The 19,831-nt window shown below is 60.9% G+C and carries 12 protein-coding genes and 3 tRNA genes; 3 read left to right on the forward strand and 12 right to left on the reverse strand.

Translation table 11 applies throughout. The features are described 5' to 3' along the window. Positions 1-109 precede the first annotated feature (109 nt). From ACX9NZ_RS05050 to ACX9NZ_RS05080, 7 genes are all read right to left on the reverse strand, one after another. Positions 110-1,480: a bifunctional folylpolyglutamate synthase/dihydrofolate synthase gene (locus tag ACX9NZ_RS05050; protein WP_407495494.1), complete on the reverse strand. Its 1,371-nt coding sequence runs from the start codon at positions 1,478-1,480 to the stop codon at positions 110-112. 9 nt (positions 1,481-1,489) lie between these two features. Continuing rightward, complete coding sequence (locus ACX9NZ_RS05055; protein ID WP_407495496.1) at positions 1,490-2,299, reverse strand: formate/nitrite transporter family protein; 810 nt, start codon at positions 2,297-2,299, stop codon at positions 1,490-1,492. A 191-nt stretch (positions 2,300-2,490) separates the two neighbouring features. Continuing rightward, on the reverse strand, positions 2,491-5,202 hold the full coding sequence (locus ACX9NZ_RS05060; protein ID WP_407495498.1) for a valine--tRNA ligase: 2,712 nt from the start codon (positions 5,200-5,202) through the stop codon (positions 2,491-2,493). A gap of 22 nt (positions 5,203-5,224) precedes the next feature. After that, the gene (gene clpX / locus ACX9NZ_RS05065) at positions 5,225-6,643 is read right to left on the reverse strand and encodes an ATP-dependent Clp protease ATP-binding subunit ClpX (RefSeq protein WP_294159069.1); all 1,419 of its coding nucleotides are present in this window, start codon (positions 6,641-6,643) and stop codon (positions 5,225-5,227) included. Then, the gene (locus ACX9NZ_RS05070) at positions 6,643-7,263 is read right to left on the reverse strand and encodes an ATP-dependent Clp protease proteolytic subunit (protein ID WP_302742856.1); all 621 of its coding nucleotides are present in this window, start codon (positions 7,261-7,263) and stop codon (positions 6,643-6,645) included. The genes clpX and ACX9NZ_RS05070 overlap by 1 nt, the downstream gene beginning before the upstream one ends. A gap of 230 nt (positions 7,264-7,493) precedes the next feature. After that, positions 7,494-8,789, reverse strand: a complete 1,296-nt coding sequence (gene tig / locus ACX9NZ_RS05075) for a trigger factor (protein ID WP_294121882.1) — start codon at positions 8,787-8,789, stop codon at positions 7,494-7,496. Positions 8,790-8,858: 69 nt separating this feature from the next. Beyond that, positions 8,859-8,942: transfer RNA gene (locus ACX9NZ_RS05080), tRNA-Leu, on the reverse strand. A 121-nt stretch (positions 8,943-9,063) separates the two neighbouring features. Between ACX9NZ_RS05080 and ACX9NZ_RS05085 the strand changes: the two genes are divergently transcribed. Continuing rightward, positions 9,064-9,762 (forward strand): hypothetical protein, encoded by a 699-nt coding sequence (locus ACX9NZ_RS05085; protein WP_317440321.1) that lies wholly within the window; start codon positions 9,064-9,066, stop codon positions 9,760-9,762. A 400-nt stretch (positions 9,763-10,162) separates the two neighbouring features. On the opposite strand, the gene gdhA is transcribed toward ACX9NZ_RS05085, so the two are convergent. After that, positions 10,163-11,518 (reverse strand): NADP-specific glutamate dehydrogenase, encoded by a 1,356-nt coding sequence (gene gdhA, locus ACX9NZ_RS05090; RefSeq protein WP_407495502.1) that lies wholly within the window; start codon positions 11,516-11,518, stop codon positions 10,163-10,165. A 213-nt stretch (positions 11,519-11,731) separates the two neighbouring features. Here gdhA and ACX9NZ_RS05095 point away from each other — a divergent pair. Next, positions 11,732-11,808 (forward strand) — tRNA-Pro (locus tag ACX9NZ_RS05095). A gap of 5 nt (positions 11,809-11,813) precedes the next feature. Continuing rightward, positions 11,814-11,887, forward strand: a tRNA-Gly gene (locus ACX9NZ_RS05100). Positions 11,888-12,196: 309 nt separating this feature from the next. Here the strand turns inward: ACX9NZ_RS05100 and ACX9NZ_RS05105 are convergent. From ACX9NZ_RS05105 to modA, 4 genes are all read right to left on the reverse strand, one after another. Further along, on the reverse strand, positions 12,197-15,646 hold the full coding sequence (locus tag ACX9NZ_RS05105; RefSeq protein WP_407495504.1) for a sialidase family protein: 3,450 nt from the start codon (positions 15,644-15,646) through the stop codon (positions 12,197-12,199). Between the two features lie 342 nt (positions 15,647-15,988). After that, positions 15,989-17,092 carry a sulfate/molybdate ABC transporter ATP-binding protein gene (locus ACX9NZ_RS05110; RefSeq protein ID WP_317440319.1) on the reverse strand — a complete coding sequence of 368 codons (1,104 nt, stop codon included), beginning with the start codon at positions 17,090-17,092 and terminating at the stop codon, positions 15,989-15,991. Beyond that, positions 17,089-18,669, reverse strand: a complete 1,581-nt coding sequence (modB, locus tag ACX9NZ_RS05115; RefSeq protein ID WP_407495507.1) for a molybdate ABC transporter permease subunit — start codon at positions 18,667-18,669, stop codon at positions 17,089-17,091. Before modB ends, ACX9NZ_RS05110 begins: the two co-directional genes overlap by 4 nt. Before the next feature lie 208 nt (positions 18,670-18,877). Continuing rightward, positions 18,878-19,780, reverse strand: coding sequence for a molybdate ABC transporter substrate-binding protein (gene modA, locus ACX9NZ_RS05120; protein WP_407495509.1), 903 nt, complete (start codon positions 19,778-19,780; stop codon positions 18,878-18,880). Between the last annotated feature and the right edge of the window lie 51 nt (positions 19,781-19,831).

Consider the following 19,831-nt stretch of genomic DNA (forward strand, 5'->3'; position numbering starts at 1 on the left):
TATCGAACACATCGACAGATGATACCACTCATCGCACGAGGCGTGTCGGAATTCGCCGCGCGGCGGCCACGATGCAACGCGCAAGCCGCCGCGCGGAGAATCGGATGGCCTAACGCCGCAGAAGGCCGGCGACCTCCCCCGCCAGCGTGATGGTACCAGCCGCGACCAGCTCCAGCCCGGAAGCAGTTGCCCAATCGAGCGCAGATGCGACGTCCTCAAAGACGGAAAGCACATCCCCCTCGTCGCGGCCCAGCTCACCAAGCTTGGCTCGCACGAGATCCGCGAGTTCCCCCGCGGGCATCGCACGGTCGCTCGCGGTCTGCGCGATGACGATTTGCGGAAACGCCGGCACGAGCACATCGACGATGCCCGACACATCCTTGTCGGAAAGAGCGGCGATGAGCAGGGCGGGTCGATTGGACATGCAGGGCTCCACCTCGTTGAGTGCGCGCACAAAGTTCTCGCAACTCTGAGGATTGTGGCAGGCGTCGACGAGCACCAACGGGTCGGTGCGGACCACATCGAAGCGGCCCGGTATGGGACAGGAGTCGAGGCTTCTCTCGAGCGCGCCGACGTTCAGAGCGCATCCAAGGTATCCCTCGGCCAACGCGATGGCACACGCGGCGTTTTGCGGCTGATACGCAGGTTTGTGCATGTCCACGCGATATTCCGCGCGGGAGGTCCGGGTGCGAAACGACACGACGCCCCCAATGCGATCGGGCTCGCGGAGCGTCTCGTGCGAAACGACCCAGGACGTCACGCCGCATGCAGCGCAGCGCTCGTCCATGACGCACTGGACCTCCGGCACATGCGTCCCCTCACCCAAAACCACGAAGCGACCCGGCTTGATGACCGCCGCCTTCTCGCACGCGATCTGCCCGAGCGTGTCACCCAGAATACGCGTATGGTCGAGGCCGATGCCCGTGATCGCGACGGCAACGGGATCAGTCGCGCTCGTGGCGTCCCAGCGCCCGCCCAGGCCGACCTCGAGCACCGCCACGTCAACGCGGGCCTCCGCGAACACCACCATCGCCGCCACGGTCAGCAGGTCGAACGGCGTGATCGTGTAGGATGGCTCCCCGGCGGCGACGCGATGCGCGTTCACCCGACGACCCGCCTCAGCCGCGACGGACACGCCATGTGCGAACTCTGAGGGCTTGACCACGGCGCCGTCGACCTCCATGCGCTCCTCGTAGCGCACCAGCTGGGGAGACGTGTACAGGGCGGTTCGCTTGCCCTCGCCACGCAGGATGGCCGCGGCAAAGCGCGTGGTGGATGTCTTGCCGTTCGTTCCGGCGACCTGAATGCAATCGAAGTGCTCATCGGGGCGCTCAAGCTCCTCGAGCATATCGACCACCGTCTCGAGCAGCGGGCCCGCGTCGCCGGAGATCTTGCCGGTATCGGCAGCGATGGCAACCGCGTCATCATAGGCGAGCTCGGCCACTTCGAACGGAACGCTATAGACTCCCTGGCGCTTCATGCAGCCCTCCTAATTGCGATCTTCGCGGCCGTACACAAACCAGTACGCGGCAGCGATCGCGACGCCGCCCACGATATTGCCAAGCGTGACGAACACGAGATTAGAGGCAACCCCCAGCACCACCACGGACGAACCGCCCCACAACGCCTCGATAGCCAAGCCAAGCGGGAGAAAGAACATGTTCGCGACCGAGTGCTCAAAACCCAGGACCACAAAGGCGACCACGGGCAGTATGGCGGCAGCGAGCTTGTCACACACCGTCTTGCCAGCGCTGCCCATCCACACGGCAAGGCAAACGAGCACGTTGCACAGGATGCCGCGCGAGAACGCGACGACCGGACTTAAGGACGCCTTAGATGCCGCGACCGAACAAGCAAGCTCGCCGACGGCTCCTCCCTGCATCTCGGCAAAGCCCGAAACGAGGAGCAACACGACCACCAAAAGGGCTCCCACGGCGTTGCCCGCGTACACAATCGCCCATTTACGCAGCATACGAACGAGCGGATACCGCCCATCGAGCGCGCCGATAACCATGAGGCAGTTACCGGTGAACAGCTCGGCACCGGCAACGAGCACCAAAAACAGGCCAAGGCAGAACGCGAGACCGCCCAAAACGAGCGAGATGGTCGGGGAAAGCGACACATCGGACCGTACCATGAGCATGAACGACGCGCCCAGGGCCACAAATGCGCCGGCTAGGATCGCCAAAACGAACGCCCGACCGCGCGTGAGACGCGCCTTGGCAAAGCCGATATGGACGAATGCCTCTTGCGTCTTCGCCGGTGGAAGCATCACCGTCCCGTTTTCGTTTTCTGCCATATGTGCCCTCCCCATACTACCGGCACTGGCCCCAATTGCATCCAGGGCGCAGCTGGGGAGTAACCTATCTCAGTTGTATCCATGTCTAGGGTTTTCCAGGTGCCCCAAATCCGGCCGAACGTAAAGGCGCGGTGTACGGACGTACATAAGCCTTTAGGTTCGACCGGAGATGGGGTGTCTGGGAAAGCCGACTATGCGAAGTCCTCAAGCTGCGCCTTGATGGCAGCGATGGTCTCCACCAGCTCAGCGGCACGCTCGCGCTTCTTGGCGACGACCTCGGGTGCGGCCTTCGCCACAAACCCCTCGTTGCCGAGCATACGCTCGGCGCCTGCGAGCTCCTTCTCGGCAGCCTTCAATTCCTTCTCCATGCGGGCGCGTTCGGCGTCGAAATCGACAAGATCACCCATGACGACGTAGGCGTCGAAATCCGGACCAGCGAGAGCGATGGCCTTCTCGGGCTTCACGAACTCATCGGCCGTGAGAACCACGAGCTCGCTCACATTGGCCAATCCGCGGATGAAGTCGGCCATGCCGATAATGTCTTCGGCAACCTCGGCAGTGCTGGCCTTGACCTCGCAGCGCAACTCCTGCTTGGGGGAGATGCGATAGCGGGCGCGCGTGGAACGAACATCGGACACGAGCGCGCGCGCAAGTTCGAACGTGCGCTCGGCGGGCTCGTCGATGAAACGGGCGAGGTCCGCAGGCTCGGGCCAGAAGGCGATCATGAGAGCCTCGGCGCGCTCAATCGAACCGTCCTCGTTCACGTCGAGCCAGCTCGCGGGCATCTGGTCCCAAATGGCCTCGGTCACGAACGGCATGAGCGGATGCATCAGGCGCAGAGAGGCGTCGAGGACGAACATGAGGTTGCGCTGGGCCTGGAGGCGCGCCGCGTCATCCTTAAGACGGGTCTTGGTGACCTCGACGTACCAGTCGCAGACCTCGTTCCAGAAGAAGTTCTGAACACCGCGCGCCATCTCGCCGAACGTATAGTGCTCAATGCCCTCGGTGACGAGTTGGGCGGCCTTCGCGAGGCGGCTGAACATCCAGGCGTCGGCAGCGGTCTCGGCAACCGGCTCGCCCGGGGTGTAGCCATCCATGTTCATAAGCAGGAACCGGCTCGCATTCCAGATCTTGGTGACGAAGGAGCGGGCCTGTTCGGTGCGGGCGGAACCCTTGAGCGCCTTGGTCTTCTTGTCGATGTCGGCGTCGAACTTGACGTCCTGGTTAGTGGTGCACAGCGTGAGCAGGTTGAAACGCATGGCGTCGGCGCCGTACATGTCGATGAGGTCCATGGGGTCCACACCGTTGCCCTTGGACTTGGACATGCGGCTGCCGTCCTTGGCAAGGATCGTCGGGTAGATCACGACATCGTGGAACGGCACCTCGTCGAGGAAGTACAGGGAGCTCATGACCATGCGGGCAACCCACAGCGCTATGATGTCGCGTGCGGTGACGAGCGCCGTAGTGGGGTGATGACCCTCGAGCTGCTCGGGGTGCTGCGGCCACCCTTGCGTGGCAAAGGTCCACAGCTGGGAGCTAAACCAGGTGTCGAGCACGTTCTCGTCCTGGTGAACATGGGTGCAGCCGCACTTGGGGCAGACGGTGACGTCGTCCATGCAGGCGTCTTCCCAACCGCATTCCTCGCAGTAGAACACGGGGATACGATGACCCCACCACAGCTGGCGGGAGATGCACCAATCTTTCAGGTTCTCCATCCAGGTGGTGTAGGTGTCGGTCCAGCGGGCGGGGTGGAAGGTCACGCGACCGTCGCGCACAGCGTCGAGCGCGGGGGCCTTCAACTTGTCGACCGCGACGAACCACTGCTCGGAGAGCCAGGGCTCGAGCGTGTTATCGCAGCGGTAGCAGTGCATGACGGAGTGATCGTGCTCTTCGATATGGTCGAGCAGGCCGTGCTCCTCGAACCAAGCGAGGACAGCCTCGCGGCACTCGTCGCGGGTCATTCCGGTGAACTCACCGTAGCCCTCGACCACCACGGCATGCTCGTCGAAGATGTTGATCTTCTCCAGGCCGTGGGCCTCGCCCATCGCGTAGTCGTTGGGGTCGTGCGCCGGGGTGACCTTGACGAAACCGGAGCCGAAGTTCGGATCCACATGCCAGTCATCGAAGATGGGAATCTCGCGGTCCACGATCGGGAGTTTGACGGTCTTGCCCACGAAGGCAGCCTTCTCGGGATCCTTGCTGGACACGGCGATACCGGTATCGCCCAGCATGGTCTCGGGGCGTGTGGTGGCCACGACGATGTACTCCTGGCCGTTGACGGGCTCGGTCAGCGGGTAGCGGAGGTGCCACAGGTGGCCCTTCTCGTCCTTGTACTCGGCCTCATCGTCGGAGATGGCGGTGGTGCAGCTGGGGCACCAGTTAACGATGCGCTTGCCACGGTAGATCAGGCCATCGTGGTACCAATCACAGAAGACCTTGCGCACTGCCTCGGCGTACTCGTCGTCCATGGTGAAGCGCTCGCCGTCGAAATCGACGGAGCAGCCCATACGCTTGATTTGCTCGACGATGGTGCCGCCGTACTCGTGCGTCCAATCCCAACAGGCATCGATGAACTTGTCACGCCCGATCTCCAAGCGGGAGATGCCCTCGGACTTGAGCTTCTTATCGACCTTGGTCTGGGTGGCGATACCCGCGTGGTCGGTGCCGAGAATCCAACGCGTGGAGCGACCGCGCATGCGGGCCATGCGAACAATGGCGTCCTGAATGGAGTCGTCGGTGGCGTGGCCCATGTGAAGGATGCCCGTCACGTTGGGCGGCGGGATGGTGACGGTGCAGTCGCCCACGCCCTTGCAGCGCTTGTAGTAGCCGCCATCGAGCCACTTCTTGAGGATCGCCGGCTCATTGACCGCCGGATCGTAATTCTTGGGCATCTCTTCTGCCATGAGTGTCCTTCCTATGGATACGTTAGTCCAGGTCGATGTCGGATCCCTCGTAAACGCGGCGAGGCTGCTCGTCTCCCTGCACGGCGGCTGCGGTCACCACAACTTGGCTCACGCCCTGCTCACTCGGCAGGTCGAACATCGTCTGCTGGAGCAGCTCCTCGCAGATGCTGCGCAGGCCGCGGGCGCCCGTCTTGCGAGCAAGGGCCTTCTTGGCGATCTCATGCAGAGCCTCGGCCTCGAACACGAGCTCGACGCCCTCCATGGCAAACATGCGGCGATACTGCTTGACCACGGCGTTCTTGGGCTCGGTGAGGATTCCCACCAGGTCGTCCTCTGACAGAGCCTGGGTCTGCGTGATGACCGGCGTACGGCCAATGAACTCGGGGATCATGCCAAAGTTGTTGAGGTCCTCGGGGAGTACCTGCTTGAGGAGGACGTTCTCGTCCTTTGACGTGGGGCCGGCGATCTCGGAATTGAAACCGACGCCCTGGTTTCCCACGCGATCGGAGATGATCTTGTCGAGTCCCACGAACGCGCCACCGCAGATGAACAAGATGTTCGTGGTGTCGATCTGGAGCAGCTCCTGCTGAGGGTGCTTGCGTCCGCCCGTGGGCGGGACGCTCGCGACGGTACCCTCAAGGATCTTGAGGAGCGCCTGCTGCACGCCCTCACCGGAGACGTCGCGCGTAATGGAGAGGTTCTCCGCCTTGCGTGCGATCTTGTCGATCTCGTCGACGTAGATGATGCCGATCTGCGCGCGATCGATATCGCCGTCGGCGGCGGTGATAAGCTTGAGCAGGATGTTCTCGACGTCCTCGCCCACATAGCCCGCCTCGGTGAGCGCCGTGGCATCGGCGATGGCGAACGGGACCTCGAGCACGCGGGCGAGCGTCTGGGCGAGCAACGTCTTGCCGGTGCCGGTGGGACCGAGCAGCAAGATATTGCTCTTGGCAAGCTCGACATCTTCGTCCAGGGACGCAGCGTGGGCACCACGGGCAGCGGCATCCGACGCATCCCCCTCGAGCACGCGACGATAGTGGTTGTACACCGCCACGGACATGGCGCGCTTAGCGTCCTCCTGACCCATGACGTACTGCGACAGGGCATCATAGATCTCATGCGGCGTGGGAACACGCGTAATGAGCTTTGAGGCAGTCTCGCGCATGGTCGGTGCGGGAGCCTCCTCTACCGGTGACTCCGGCGCGGCAGCCCCATCCTGTTGAGCAGCGTAAGCGGCCCCAAAGGCGCGCATCATCTCGTCCTGGGCAAAGGACTGCTCGAGAATCTCATTGCACGCCTCAACGCACTCGTCGCAGATGAACATGCCGTCATGCCCGCGCACGAGCTTGCGCACCTGATCTTGCGTCTTGCCGCAGAATGAGCAGCGGACCGGAACCTCACCATCGGAGCCCGGCGTACGGCCAAAGTCCTCCCCCGCCATTAGCGCTCGCTCCCGGAGTCGTTGCGGGAGGTCACGATGCGGTCGATAAGGCCGTATTCGAGGGCTTGATCGGCGCGAAGGTAATGATCACGCTCGGTATCCTGTTCAACCTGCTCAAAAGGCTTGCCCGTGGCATCGGACAAGATGTGGTTGAGCGTGGTGCGCGTCTCGCGGATCTCACGCGCAGCAATCTCAATCTCGGTCTGCTGGCCCTGGGCACCGCCGCTGGGCTGATGGATCATGATCTTGGAATGGGGCAGGCAGAAGCGCTTGCCCTTGGCACCGCTCGCAAGAAGAACCGCAGCCATTGACGCCGCCATGCCAACGCAGATGGTGGAAACATCGGGCTTGATGTAATTCATGGTATCCAGAATGGCAAGGCCCGAATAAACCTCACCGCCCGGCGAGTTGATGTAGAGCGAAATGTCCTTCTCGGCATCCTGGCTCTCAAGATGCAACAGCTGTGCAATCACGAGGTTCGCGGTCACCGAATTGACCTCCTCGCCAAGGAAGACGATGCGATCGTTGAGTAGGCGCGAATAGATGTCGTAGCTGCGCTCTCCGCGAGGAGTCTGCTCGACGACGTAAGGCACGAGCGCAGAGTCGATGCGATGGATCATATGGCTCCCTTCGGGATAGGACGCCGCGAATCGGCGCCTGAAGATGCTGTTTGGTCGTCATCGAGTGAACGCTGAAGAACATTTGGCACTCGATAGAAACGTACGGTGCCCAATCCCGCCGAGCGCGATGGGGCACCGTACGCAAATCAGCCGTACAGCCGCTTATGATACGCCATTTTTGCCGAAGGCCATGCGAGAGCACAGAGTCCGGCGGGCGTGACGCAGATACGCTACTCGGCCTTGGCCTCAGCGGCGCGAGCGGCCTCGTCGACCTCGGTCACCTTAGCGTTCTCGACCAACCAGTCGACAGCCTTGGAACGACGAATGGAATCGCGGATGGCGGGCATGCGGCCCTCGGCGAGGAACTGAGCCTTGGAGGCTTCGACGTCCTCAACACCAGCGCGCTCGAACTCGCCGTTGACATCCTCGTCGGTGACCTCGACCTTGAGCTCGCGAGCGAGCGCGTCGAGGGCGAGGGACTCGCGGGCAACGTCGTTGGCCTGACGGTGCAGGTCGGAGATGAACTCCTCAGAGCTGATGCGGTTGGCCTGCAGCCAGCCGTCGAGGCTCATGCCGCGAGCGGAGAGGCTCTGCAGGAAATTCTGGCCGAGCTCCTGGAAGACGGACTGCTCGTAGTCCTCGTCCATCTCGTCAAGCTGAAGACGCTCGGCGAGCTTGGCGACAGCGCGATTCTCCTTGAGCTGCGGGAGCTGGGAGGACTTGTCAGACTCGATCTCGAGCTTCACGGCGTCGCGCATGGCGTCAATGCCATCGAAGCCGAAGTTGGTCTTTGCGAACTCATCGGTAAGCTCGGGGAGTTTGCGCTCCTTGACGCTCTTGACGGTGACCTCGACGGAAGCCTCCTCGGCACCCTCGACCTCTGGCGTCCAAGAAATGGTCTTGGTCTCGTCGACGTTCATGCCCATCAAGCCCTCGTCGAACTCCTTCGGCAGATTACCGGAACCCATGGCGATCATGCGGCCCTCGCCGGCGAGCGCCTCGGCGTTGGCGACGTTCTTGATGTCAACGGTCACATAATCGGCGGCCTCGACGCCACGCTCGACGTCCTCAAACGTGGCGTGGTAACCCATGAGCATGTCGACCTGCTGGTCGATCTCGGCCTCGGTGACCTCCGCGGGAGGCATCTCGATCTCAACGGCATCGTAAGAGGAGAGCTCGGGGGTGGGGCGCAGGGTGAACTCGACCACATAGGTGTAGTCGGTGCCATCGACGCACAGGTCGATCTCCTGGTAATCGCCCTCCTTGACGGGAACGATGTCAAGCTCGTTGAGGACGTTGCCCTCGTTGGCGCCGATCAGCTCATTGGTGGCCTGCGCGAGCACGGCCTCCTTACCCAGGGCGGAGTCGATCACGGGACGCGGGGCCTTGCCGGCGCGAAAGCCGGGGAAACGGTACTTCTTGGCAGCCTCCTTGTAGGCCTTCTTGATGGCCGCGTCGACGTCGGCAGCCGGAATGGTGACCGTGGCGGTAAGCTTGGCGTCCTTCACGTCAGAAGTGATGTTCAACGTTCCTCCTCTAATACATGCCCGGCATATGTGGGTGCCGGGGTCCCTTTGGTACCTTGTGTGCGTGTGTGGTGCGGGCGAAAGGACTCGAACCTTCACGGGAACCCCACTGGAACCTAAATCCAGCGCGTCTACCAATTCCGCCACGCCCGCAGCTAGTAACACAGGTGAACATAATAGCAAAAAGAACGGCTACGCGCTTGTCTGCAACAAGAAGCGTCAAAAACCCGCATCACAGCTGCACATACCCCTGCATACATCTCCAGCTGCGCTCGTGTGCGATTTAGCGGGAGAGCTGACTTTTGCCGAGCAGCTCACCCTTATTGAAGAACTCACCGGATCGTGGTCTCTTCCCGAACGCAATGTTGCCGAAGAAGATGACGATGGGCTGGACTTCATCGGCAAGGCAAGCGGATATTATGATTGCGAGCCCGCTACCTCACTTGAGGAAATACGCAAGTACCATTCCGATTCAAAATGGGTTGCGGGAAGAGAGGCGGCACGCCAAGCCATATCCGTTGCAACGGGCTCAAGTCGTTCGCCCATGGAGGCAATCATGTACTGCATGTTTGCCCTCCCCCACTCTCTGGGCGGATTTAATTGCGGTCCACTTAAACCGAATTACAAGATTGTACTGACAGGAAAAGCCTCCATGCTGTCGGGATTGCCGTATGTCATAGCCGATGCATATCTTCCTCGCTTCAAAGCGATTATTGAGTACAACGGTAGCTACCACGACGAGTCAACGATACGTCGTCGAGATGAGGCGCGGGCACTCGGGCTCATGAGCATGAACGTTGACGTATACCGGCTAAACGACCTGCAGCTCAAAGATGCGGCGGCACTCGAATCAGTCGCACGCACACTCTATCGGAGAAAGCAGATCCAGTTTAGTCCCCGAGCTCGTGCATACGCTTCAAAATGCCCGGAATTGCTCAGAGAATTGCGCCAGGCTGTCGGTCTCGGCAATTAACGCACTCGAGTATATGGCACTTGTTATGACTCACTTACAAAAAATGACAATGTGTACCTTTAAGCAGTCAGGAAAGGTACCGAAGACGCTACTAAGCAACTTCGAAGGCATAGTGTACGAAGAAGAGCCCTCTTTTATTTAACACCTGTTTGTTATCTCAGCGCTTCAAGGCGTTTTGCAACAGGTACCTTCCTCCAAAATGGTCCTTATCCGGACCCTAAGGTACATATTGTCGATATTTGTAAGTGTTTTTGCACGGACAACATTTTCGAGACGCCAGCGATCGGGACACCAAAGCGGGGCCCGCGCTTGAGCGCGGACCCCGCTTACGGTCAGGCGCTGCCAAACCGGTTAAGAGCGCAAGGACTAGGGGCTCCAGAAGCCCCAAGCCACGATGCTCCTAGACGATGCCCTGAGCCATCATGGCATCGGCAACCTTCTTGAATCCAGCGATATTAGCGCCGACCATGTAATTGCCCTCGAAGCCGTATGCGGCAGCGGCATCATCGCAGGCATGGTAAATGCCGCGCATAATGCTCTCGAGCTTGGCGTCGACCTCGTCGAACGTCCAAGAAATGTGACCGGCGTTCTGGCTCATCTCGAGACCAGAAGTGGCAACACCGCCGGCATTCGCGGCCTTACCGGGCATGAAGGCGACGCCGTTCTCAATGAGGTAGTTGGTCGCATCGGTGGTTGTGGGCATGTTTGCGCCCTCGCCGACTACCTTGCAGCCGTTTGCCACGAGTGCCTGGGCGTCCTCGAGAAGCAGCGTGTTCTCACGAGCGCACGGCAACGCGATGTCGCAGGGAAGCTGCCACACGCCGTGGCCGTCCTCCGCGTGCCAAGTGGCACTCGGGTGAGCGTCGACGTACATGGCAAGGCTCACGCCGCGGTCGTTGCCGGAACGCTTCTTGTTGTAGATATCCTCGAGCACCTGATAGTCGATGCCCTCGGGGTCCTCGACCCAGCCCTTGGTATCGGAAGCGGCAATCACCTTGCCGCCAAGCTGGGAGACCTTCTGGATAGCGTAAATGGCAACGTTGCCGGAACCATGAACCACAACGGTCTTGCCCTCGAAGGACTCTCCGTGGCACTTGAGATACTCATCGACGAAGTACACGAGTCCGTAGCCGGTTGCCTCGGTGCGAGCGAGGGAGCCGCCAAACGAGAGCCCCTTGCCAGTGAGAACGCCCGTCCACTCATTGCGCAGGCGCTTGTACTGACCGAACATGTACCCAATCTCACGTCCGCCCACGCCAAGGTCACCGGCGGGAACATCGGTATCGGGGCCGATGTGACGGTAGAGCTCCGTCATGAAAGACTGGCAGAAACGCATGATCTCGTTGTTGGACTTGCCCTTGGGGTCGAAGTCGGAGCCGCCCTTGCCGCCGCCCATGGGCAGCGTGGTAAGGGAGTTCTTGAAAATCTGCTCAAAACCCAGGAACTTGAGCATGCCCAGCGTCACCGTGGGATTGAAACGCAGGCCACCCTTGTAGGGCCCGATTGCGGAGTTGAACTCGACGCGGTATCCGCGGTTGACCTGACACTTACCGGAGTCGTCAACCCAGGGAACGCGGAACATGACAATGCGCTCGGGCTCGACCAGACGCTCGAGAAGAGACGCCTCCTCATATGCGGGCTCCTTGTCGACAGCGGGCGCGATCGAGGTAAGGACCTCGTCGGCAGCTTGGATGAACTCGGGCTGATCGGCATAGCGCTCGTGCAGCTCGGCGATGACCCTCTCGGTGTAGGTCATGGTTTGCCTCCAATGTATGAGAATGGTGATGCGGTGCATATAGTACTACGGCTGAATAGGGCAAAGGGGAAACGGAATGGACATGTTTCCTAGCGGTTTCGATGCGATGAACGCTCAATTGCCGATGACCGTTGCCGAATGCACGCAGGTGCTCTATAATCGCTAACGCCTTGGGACAAGCAGGGTCATGGTACCCCAGCTGCTCAGCACCTTCGGGACGTGGCGCAGTTTGGTAGCGCGCCTGCTTTGGGAGCAGGATGTCGCAGGTTCAAATCCTGTCGTCCCGACCACATTCGCGGGCGTAGTTCATCGGTAGAACCTCAGCCTTCCAAGCTGATGAGGCGGGTTCGACTCCCGTCGCCCGCTCCAGTAAAAGACGCAGGTCGGAGTAGTTACATGCTCCGACCTGTTTTGTTTTCATCGTCCGATGCAAAACGGCGATGCTAAACCGATGCAAAAACGGAGCCAAGATGGACCGGCCCACGAGAAGCACCCATTGTCCTACTCGTATCAGCGCTGGCAGTCACCCCATGCGTCATCGTTCCAGAAGTACGGTACCGGCTACGCCTCGATGAGTTCGCGCTAGAACTCATCGCCAGCTAGCATGTAGAACAGAAAACGCGGCAAAGCAGGCCTACCTCCTTTGCCGCGTTTTCAGTCAAAAGCACTTAGCGCCGGTTAGCTCTTACGCCGAAACAATCTGGCACCGATGGCGGAAAGCGAGATACCCGCAGCGCTCAGCAACCCAACGATCGAAACCAGGTCGCCTGTGCGGGGCAGCGATGCGCCGCCGTTCGATCCTGCAGAACCATTGGGCTTCTGGCCAGACCCCTGCCCCGGAGTCTGATCGGTCGCGCCGCCCGTTCCCCCACCAGGTTCTTGCTCACCGATGGCCGGCAACACAACCCGCTTTTCATCTCGGTACACGTTGCCCTCGAACTCGACCTCGGCTGTGTACACCACCAACCCGTCCTTGGTCTCGGTTGGTTCCGTCCGCACGCTCGTGACCTTGCAGGCAAGCTTCCGAGTCTCCCCGCCCGCCGTATGTTTGAACGTTGCGGTCGCCTCCGAGCAATCATCGGACCAGACGAACTCGGGGGCGAGGTAACCTGCAACCGTGATACGGTACACGGTGTCGCCCACCATGGCATCGGTCACGCCGGGAGCCACGCCCGTGACCTTGAGAACCGAATTTCTTCGCTCAGGATCGACCTTCACGACATGCGCGTGCTTGTTCGTCTTGTCATTCGAGGGGTTGAGCGCATACAGCGTATCACCCACGCGTGCAACGATGAGATACGCCTGCCCGTCCTTAACGCCCGACAGGTTAGCGACACGCACAAAGCCTGGAATGTCAGAATCCGCCGCCGCCTCGGTGACACCGTCGCCGCTGGCGGATGCCTTCGTGTACAACTCGAAGGAATCGGCACCACTCGTGTCGTTCTGACAGCGATCGAACACCGCCTGACCATCGCGATAGAAGTGCAGATGACGGTTCGCATCCTTACTGTACAGCTTGAACGTGCCCTCGGAGTCGCCAGCCCTAAGCTCAATGTCCTTCGCAGTTTCGGCAGACGGGAACCCGGGGGTCGACAAATCGAGGCACACGGTCTCTCCAGCAGCGGTCTTACCCGAGATCTTCCACTGTCCCTCCCCCGCCGCAGAGAACATGTACATGGCCTGGCTGAGCCCAATTACGTCACCCGTGTACGATGCGTCCGTTCCCAGGCTTCCAGGGGTCTCCCCCAGCTCATCGGCATACAGGACCGAAGAGAGACTGGCACGTGCAATCTCGAGGTCGGGGGAGAGCGTAAGCTCGCCCTCTCCCACGGGGATTGACACCGTCTCGCCCGGTGCAACGACCTTCTCGACAAGCCTAGCGGGTGCGACGGTAATCTGGTACTCAACTCCCGAATGCTTCTCGACGAACGAGACCGAGCCCTCCTTCTTGCCGGTGAGCACAACGGTCGAGCTGCCGTCCTCGTTGGCCTTGACCTCGATGCCGAGCACACTGGAATCGACCGCTTCGTACCCTGCAAACGATTCGGGCACGCGCAGTTCGATCGACCCGTACAGAGGTACGTTCACTTTGCGCTCGTTGCCCACCTGGGCGTGTTCCGCCACATCCGATATCTCGTAGGTGACGAACCGAGTCCCGCTGGAACCCTCATACAGCAACGCGAGCGAGCCGTCCTGTGCCTCCGTCACACACGAATAGGCAAATGCGTCGCCGCCCGATGTCACCTCATGCTCGTACTTCCACTCGATGTCGCCGTCCTCTTGCACCAGGCCGACGAACAACCTGCCGTTGGCGCGGCTATCGCCCGTGGGGCAAGAGAGGATGATGGCGGTCTTGCCATCGATGAGCTTGGAATAGGTGATGGCGCTAATCTGACAGCCCTGGTTGATGTTGATGCCCATATCACGAATACGCCGCTCGTTTTCCCACGTGGCACCACCGTCGTTGGAGACCGCGTACACACCATGACGGGCGAACAGATACAGTCTTCCATCCGCCTCGACCACCGTCGCCTCAGATGTCTGGGCTTTGAGCGCTTGGCTGCGATGCCAGGTCACACCGTCATCGGAGTAGATGACACTCGTGTTGCCGTCGCCCTGTCCGCGCGTGAAGGTGTAGCACGGCAGGATGATACGTCCCTTCGAGGTGACAAGACCGCGCCCGGGACCGACACCGTAGAAGCTGGCATTGCCCTCTTTAAGGCCCGTGCGCACCTGCTCGTTGAGCATGAGCGGATCCGACCACGTCTTGCCACCGTCCGTGGAGCTCGTGAGCCAAAGGTGCGATGTGGCGACGACGTGCAGATCTGCCTTGTAGTAAAACACGTTCTGCTGCACGTAATCGCTGCTGCCCAGCTGCTGACAGTACAGAGGCTTCTTGTCCGCATCGAACAGGTAGTACTGGCGGTTAACATAGTTGGTCGTGGTACCATCGGCGACCGCAATAACGGGAGCAAGGCCGTCGGTTCCAAAATCGCCGATGTAGTGCGTGTGGCCCTCTCCCTTCTCGGCACCAGCTGCGCGCTGATCCGCAGGGACTGGCGAGCCGAAGAGCACCATCCGCTGCTTGCCGTCGATCTCGACATAGCCACTCGCGTTAATCGGATCCTGGTGCTTGGCGGTATTGAGCGCCACACCGCCCGGCCACAGGTCGACCATCATGTACATCACGCCATCCTTCTCGACCATGACTGGATCGATGAAGGCGGTCGCCTCGTTGTTGAACGAGTCAACGCTATCGTTAAAGTAATTGGGGAAGCTGAAACTCCAGGTCGCACCACCGTCATCCGAACGGCTGAAGATGGTGTCGAGACCAGCGGCATCGCCCTGATGATTCCAACGGGCATCGATAGCGGCGAACAAGCTGCCGTTAGCCCCGGTGATGAGTGACGGAATGCGGAAGTTCCCACTGCCGCCCGTGCCTTGCGCGAAGGGCTGGCCCTGCGTGACACCCACGGTGTCCTTGCCGTTGGGAAGCACGGTGGGGGTCACCTCGACGCGCTGGTAGAGCAACACGTCGTAGGACTCGGTCGAGGAGGTCCAACCGCTGTTGCCATAGCAGAGGTAACGTGTCTCATCACCTACTATCGCGCTGATGCGGCACCCGCCATCGCCCTTCTCGATGGTGAGCGTCTGTGGAGTCGCCGAACCCACGGCGCCATTTTCCGTCAATGTGATATAAGGGCCGTTATCCGTATTCGACTTGATGGTGAAGCCACCGTCAACCTTCTCAATCGTCCACTCGTGCGCATGGGTGTTCTTATACGCTCCGACAGCGCAATCGGACGGAGAAAGCTTATCGCCCACGCTATCGGCGCCACAGCGATCGAGTTTGGTCGTGCCCTTGCTCAGATGAAGAATGCGCTGCTTATTGCCGGCAGTACCCGGCTCCGAGGAGACGAGCTGGTACGTTTGTCCCGCCTTGATATCGCCCGTCATCTTATGAAACTCAATGGTCTTGGGCAGGTTTTCCGTGCTCCCTTGCACGGCCGCCTCAAGTGCAGTGGGCCCTGCTGCCTCATGCGCAATCGCGACCGCGGGTGCCCACGATAGCGCGAGGCATGTACTGGCGGCAACGGCCATTGCGGCAAGACGCCTGTCCTTACCCATATGAAACACCTTTCGAACGGCGCCTTCCCATGCGAACTATCCAAGGCGCACGAAACCCAATGCTCTTTAATTTAGATAGATAAGCCCACCAGCTCGATGGGCATTCCGCAAACGGCGTCAACACTGCCGCCAACGATCAGCGTGCAGATACTGGTATGCAAAGAGGATTGCCAGTTAAAGGCCATTATGGAGGGTCTGTGCGCAAAGTGGGGCAGAACAATCGGCCCGATGGAACCGGTCAAAAATGAGGGCCATCAAAGCAAACGTGTCTCCAGGAGCAGAGCGCGTGTTCGCGTGTTCGCGGACACGCCAGCCAATGCTATTCCACCCGTGCTCAGACAATCACTTAGCAACCAACAGCAACCGGCTAGCATCAAAATGGAGACGGAGCGTCTCGCCTTCACGGGGCAGCTCGTCGCTCGGCGTGTCCACCATGTCGACCTTCCACTGAATACGTGAACGAGCGCCCGCGAGCGGCGGATCGAGCAGCACCAGCCGCTCAAAACGCGAATCACTCACGCGCGCTACATGCAAATCGAAGCTGTTGCGGCGGCGCTTCCCCGTCTCACACGAGCGGTCTCGATGGATGTGGCGCGCGCGGACGCCCAGATACGCAACGTCATCGGGCACCTCGCGACCCACGTCGAAGGTCATGCCCCAGTCGATGGCCTCGACGTTTGTGGCAGAGACCTTGCACGCACGCGAGGTGTTCTTGCACCCCGTCAGGCGCATGCCGGCAAGCGTCTGGGGGCGCGTCATGAGCTCGCTCGCCGTACCGCTCTCCTCGATGCGCCCATTGTGCATCACGCAGATGCGGTCACACAGTCGGCACGCCTCGTCGATGTCATGACTCACGTAGAGCACCGTGCGATGCACCACCGAGAACACGTCGAGCAGATTCTGCTCAAGCGCGCTTTTTAGATAGGAATCGAGCGCGGAAAAGGGCTCGTCGAACATGAGGATCCCGGGGCGGGCGGCGAGCATACGCGCCAGGGCGACGCGCTGCTGCTGTCCACCGGATAGCTGGGAGGGATAGCGGTCGGCAAAATCGGCCATACCGAAGATGTCCAAAAACTGCCGAGCGCGTGCACGATGGAAATCGAGCTCGGAACCGCGGCTGGGGTACGCACGACCGGTGCGCGGCATGCCTGCGCAAACGTTGTCCTCGACCGTCATGTGCGGAAAGAGCTGGTAGCTTTGGAACAGCAGCGCCGTTTTGCGTTCTTGCGGCGAAAGGTCGATGCCGGCACGGGAATCGTAGAACGTCACGCCGTTGACCACGATGCGCCCCTCATCGGGGGTCTCAACACCCGCGATGCACCGTAGCGTGCAGCTCTTGCCGCAGCCAGACGCCCCCAGCAGGGCAACGCGTTCCTCCCCTGCCTCAAGAGATACGTCAAGGGAAAACCCCGGGTATCGCTTCTTGATGTCAAGACTCAGGCTCATGCCGCACCATCCTCAAACAGCGAACGCAACGCCTCACGATCGATGCACAGCGCGTCACCGCCGGTTTCCTCCAACCCGTCGCGCACGGAATCGGGTCGAGCACCGGAGTCCGCAAGACGAGAGACTCCGCACGCCCGATCGCAACGACGACCCGCCACCGAAGCGCAACGGAAGGCGCCGGGTGCCGTGCCGCCATCGCGATACCCCTGATGGCGCGCAGTGTAAGCGTTGATCCCCCATACCACGAGGAAACTGAACGCAATGACGACCACCACCCAGAACAAGGCGACGGAGGTGTTGCCGCCCATCCACTCGAAGTAGATCGCGATCGGGATGGTCTGCGTGATGCCCGCGTAGTTACCGGCAAAGAACAGCGTGCAACCGAACTCACCCATGGCGCGCGCGAAGGCGAGCACCGTGCCTGCGGCGATGGAGGGCCAGGCAAGCGGAAGCATGATCTTGCGGAAGATGCGCGACTCCGACCATCCAAGTGTGCGGGCGGCGTCAAGCATGCGTGCATCGAGCGACTCGAAGGCGCCGAGCGCCGTGCGATACACGAGGGGGAAGCTCACGACCACCGCGGCGATGACCGCCGCCTGCCAGGTGAAGACGAGCGAGACGCCGTGTGCAATGAACCAACGGCCCACCGCGGTCGACTGTCCGAAGATCATGAGCAACAGGAATCCGCACACCGTGGGCGGTAGCACCATCGGAATCGTGAAGACCGAATCAAGCAGGCCCTTGATGCGGCTCGACGTACCCATCACGCGCCATGCGGCGAGCAGTCCGAACACAAACGAGATGACGAGCGCAAGGCCACTCGTTTTGAGCGAAACCCAGAAGGGGCGGAAATCGATGGACGAGAGGAACTCCGCGGCACGTTCAGTGGGGCCCACGGGGGCATCGGTGACCACGTCGGCGGCGGGAACAAGCTCGGCATAGTCGCACCATAACGCACCGGCACCCAAATCGATGCCAGCTGCACGAGCCTGCTCAACCCCGGCTTGGCCCTCCGGTGCCGCCGCCCACGTCACCGTGGCAAACCGCGATCCATCAGCAGCGCGGGCATTGAAGCGATACCGGCAGTCCCCGATCGTGAACACGTCGTCGTAAACCAACATGTACGGAACGTCCATGCTGGAAAGCAGAGCACCTCCCATACTCGCTTCCTCATCGAGGGCACAGATCATGGACCATAAGACGGAATCGTTTTCACTCACAAACGGATACAGTCCCAACTGCTGCGCCACACCCTCGTCTATGTGCACCAGCGTCATTTCGGGCGTCCTGATCACCACGACGCTCGCTTGGTCGGAGAGCGGGATCCGGTAGCCTTCAGGCGCACCGTCGACGCTGCGTGCCGTTCCCTTTGCCAGGCGTTCGAAGCCGGTGAGCCCGAACGTCGAGCCCTCGAACGTCGCCGAACCCTCAGAGGGCACCTCGACCCGATCAAGGTAGTCGGAGTAATTCCGCTGCACGGCCTCGCCGGCATAGGCACGAGGCTGGACGGCGGCGATGCAGACCAAAGCGATGATGATGCTCGCCAGCACGCGGGCGGGGGTACACGCAAGACGCATCCGAGCAGGGCCTCCGGCATGAACCGGGCGCCTTGAGCCCAACAGGGAGTCCACACGTCTGCTTCCCACGGGTCAAACACCTACCAATCAGCAATCTTGCAATCAAAAGGGGCGACCGCGATGGCCGCCCCTTCCCTTTTCATGCGCCGTCGCGTTCGTCCCAGCATTCGCGTTCGTCCCAGTATGCCAGAACATTCGGGCGAAGCAGCTATTCGGCAAGCTCGAAGCCGTACTTTGCCCAGATCTTCTGGGCGCCGGCGTCGTTCATGCAAAAGTCGAGGAAGTCCGCGGCAGCCTTGGCATGCTCGCTTGTCGAGGAGACGGCGCCAGGGTACACGATGGGCCTATGCGAATCCTCTGGACACACAAAGGCCTGCTCAATGCCATCGTACCGGAAGATATCAGAGCTATAGACGAAGCCGATGACCGCATCACCGGTCGAAACGTACTTGGCGGCTGTGCCCACCTTGTCGGCCAACGCCACGCGATCGGCGAACTCCGGCGCGTACTCACCGTCGTCACCGGCAGCCCCTGTGTACAGGCCAATGGTAAACAGCGCCTGGTTTGCGTACTTGCCCGCAGGAACCGTGACGGCGTCTCCGATAGCCACCTTGCCGTCGATGTTCGCGAGATCCTCAAGAGAGTCGATCTCGACGTCAGAGCCTTCGGCCTTGGCGATCACGAGGTCATTCACGAACATGTCGAAGCGCGTGTCGTCGTCGACCAGGCCCGCCTCAACGGCGTCATCCATGGTGCCGGTTGAAGCCGTGATGAGAGCATCGACCTGCGCGCCCGCACGCATTTGCTCTATGAGATCGCCGGATGCCTTGAACTGCGTATCGGCGAACGTGACGCCCGTCTTCTCGGTGTACAGCCCTTGCACCTCGGGCATTGCCTTCTCAAGCGAATTGGCGGCGAAAACCTGGAGTTCGACTGCTTCCATGGAGTCCTGGTCGTTTGAGCCCGAATTCGTTGCCGGTGTATCACCGCCGCAGCCCGCAAGGGAGCCGGCAATCAGAACCGTCATGCCCCACGCCACGATAAAGCGGCGAGACCAAAGCCGCGATCCAGCGAACGCGCGGCTACGGGAGCCATCCTTGATCTTCTTCATGCACTGTCCTTTCCCCCTGATATGGATAGGTGGATGAGCCCGTACGTACGC

The organism is Collinsella sp. BM28 (assembly GCF_054551995.1).

Excerpts from the sequence above, each read along its gene's own strand:
- ACX9NZ_RS05050 (WP_407495494.1), bottom strand. The coding sequence starts at position 1,480 with ATGAAGCGCCAGGGAGTCTATAGCGTTCCGTTCGAAGTGGCCGAGCTC.
- ACX9NZ_RS05055 (WP_407495496.1), bottom strand. The coding sequence starts at position 2,299 with ATGGCAGAAAACGAAAACGGGACGGTGATGCTTCCACCGGCGAAGACG.
- ACX9NZ_RS05060 (WP_407495498.1), bottom strand. The coding sequence starts at position 5,202 with ATGGCAGAAGAGATGCCCAAGAATTACGATCCGGCGGTCAATGAGCCG.
- clpX (WP_294159069.1), bottom strand. The coding sequence starts at position 6,643 with ATGGCGGGGGAGGACTTTGGCCGTACGCCGGGCTCCGATGGTGAGGTT.
- ACX9NZ_RS05070 (WP_302742856.1), bottom strand. The coding sequence starts at position 7,263 with ATGATCCATCGCATCGACTCTGCGCTCGTGCCTTACGTCGTCGAGCAG.
- gdhA (WP_407495502.1), bottom strand. The coding sequence starts at position 11,518 with ATGACCTACACCGAGAGGGTCATCGCCGAGCTGCACGAGCGCTATGCC.
- ACX9NZ_RS05105 (WP_407495504.1), bottom strand. The coding sequence starts at position 15,646 with ATGGGTAAGGACAGGCGTCTTGCCGCAATGGCCGTTGCCGCCAGTACA.
- ACX9NZ_RS05110 (WP_317440319.1), bottom strand. The coding sequence starts at position 17,092 with ATGAGCCTGAGTCTTGACATCAAGAAGCGATACCCGGGGTTTTCCCTT.
- modB (WP_407495507.1), bottom strand. The coding sequence starts at position 18,669 with ATGCGTCTTGCGTGTACCCCCGCCCGCGTGCTGGCGAGCATCATCATC.
- modA (WP_407495509.1), bottom strand. The coding sequence starts at position 19,780 with ATGAAGAAGATCAAGGATGGCTCCCGTAGCCGCGCGTTCGCTGGATCG.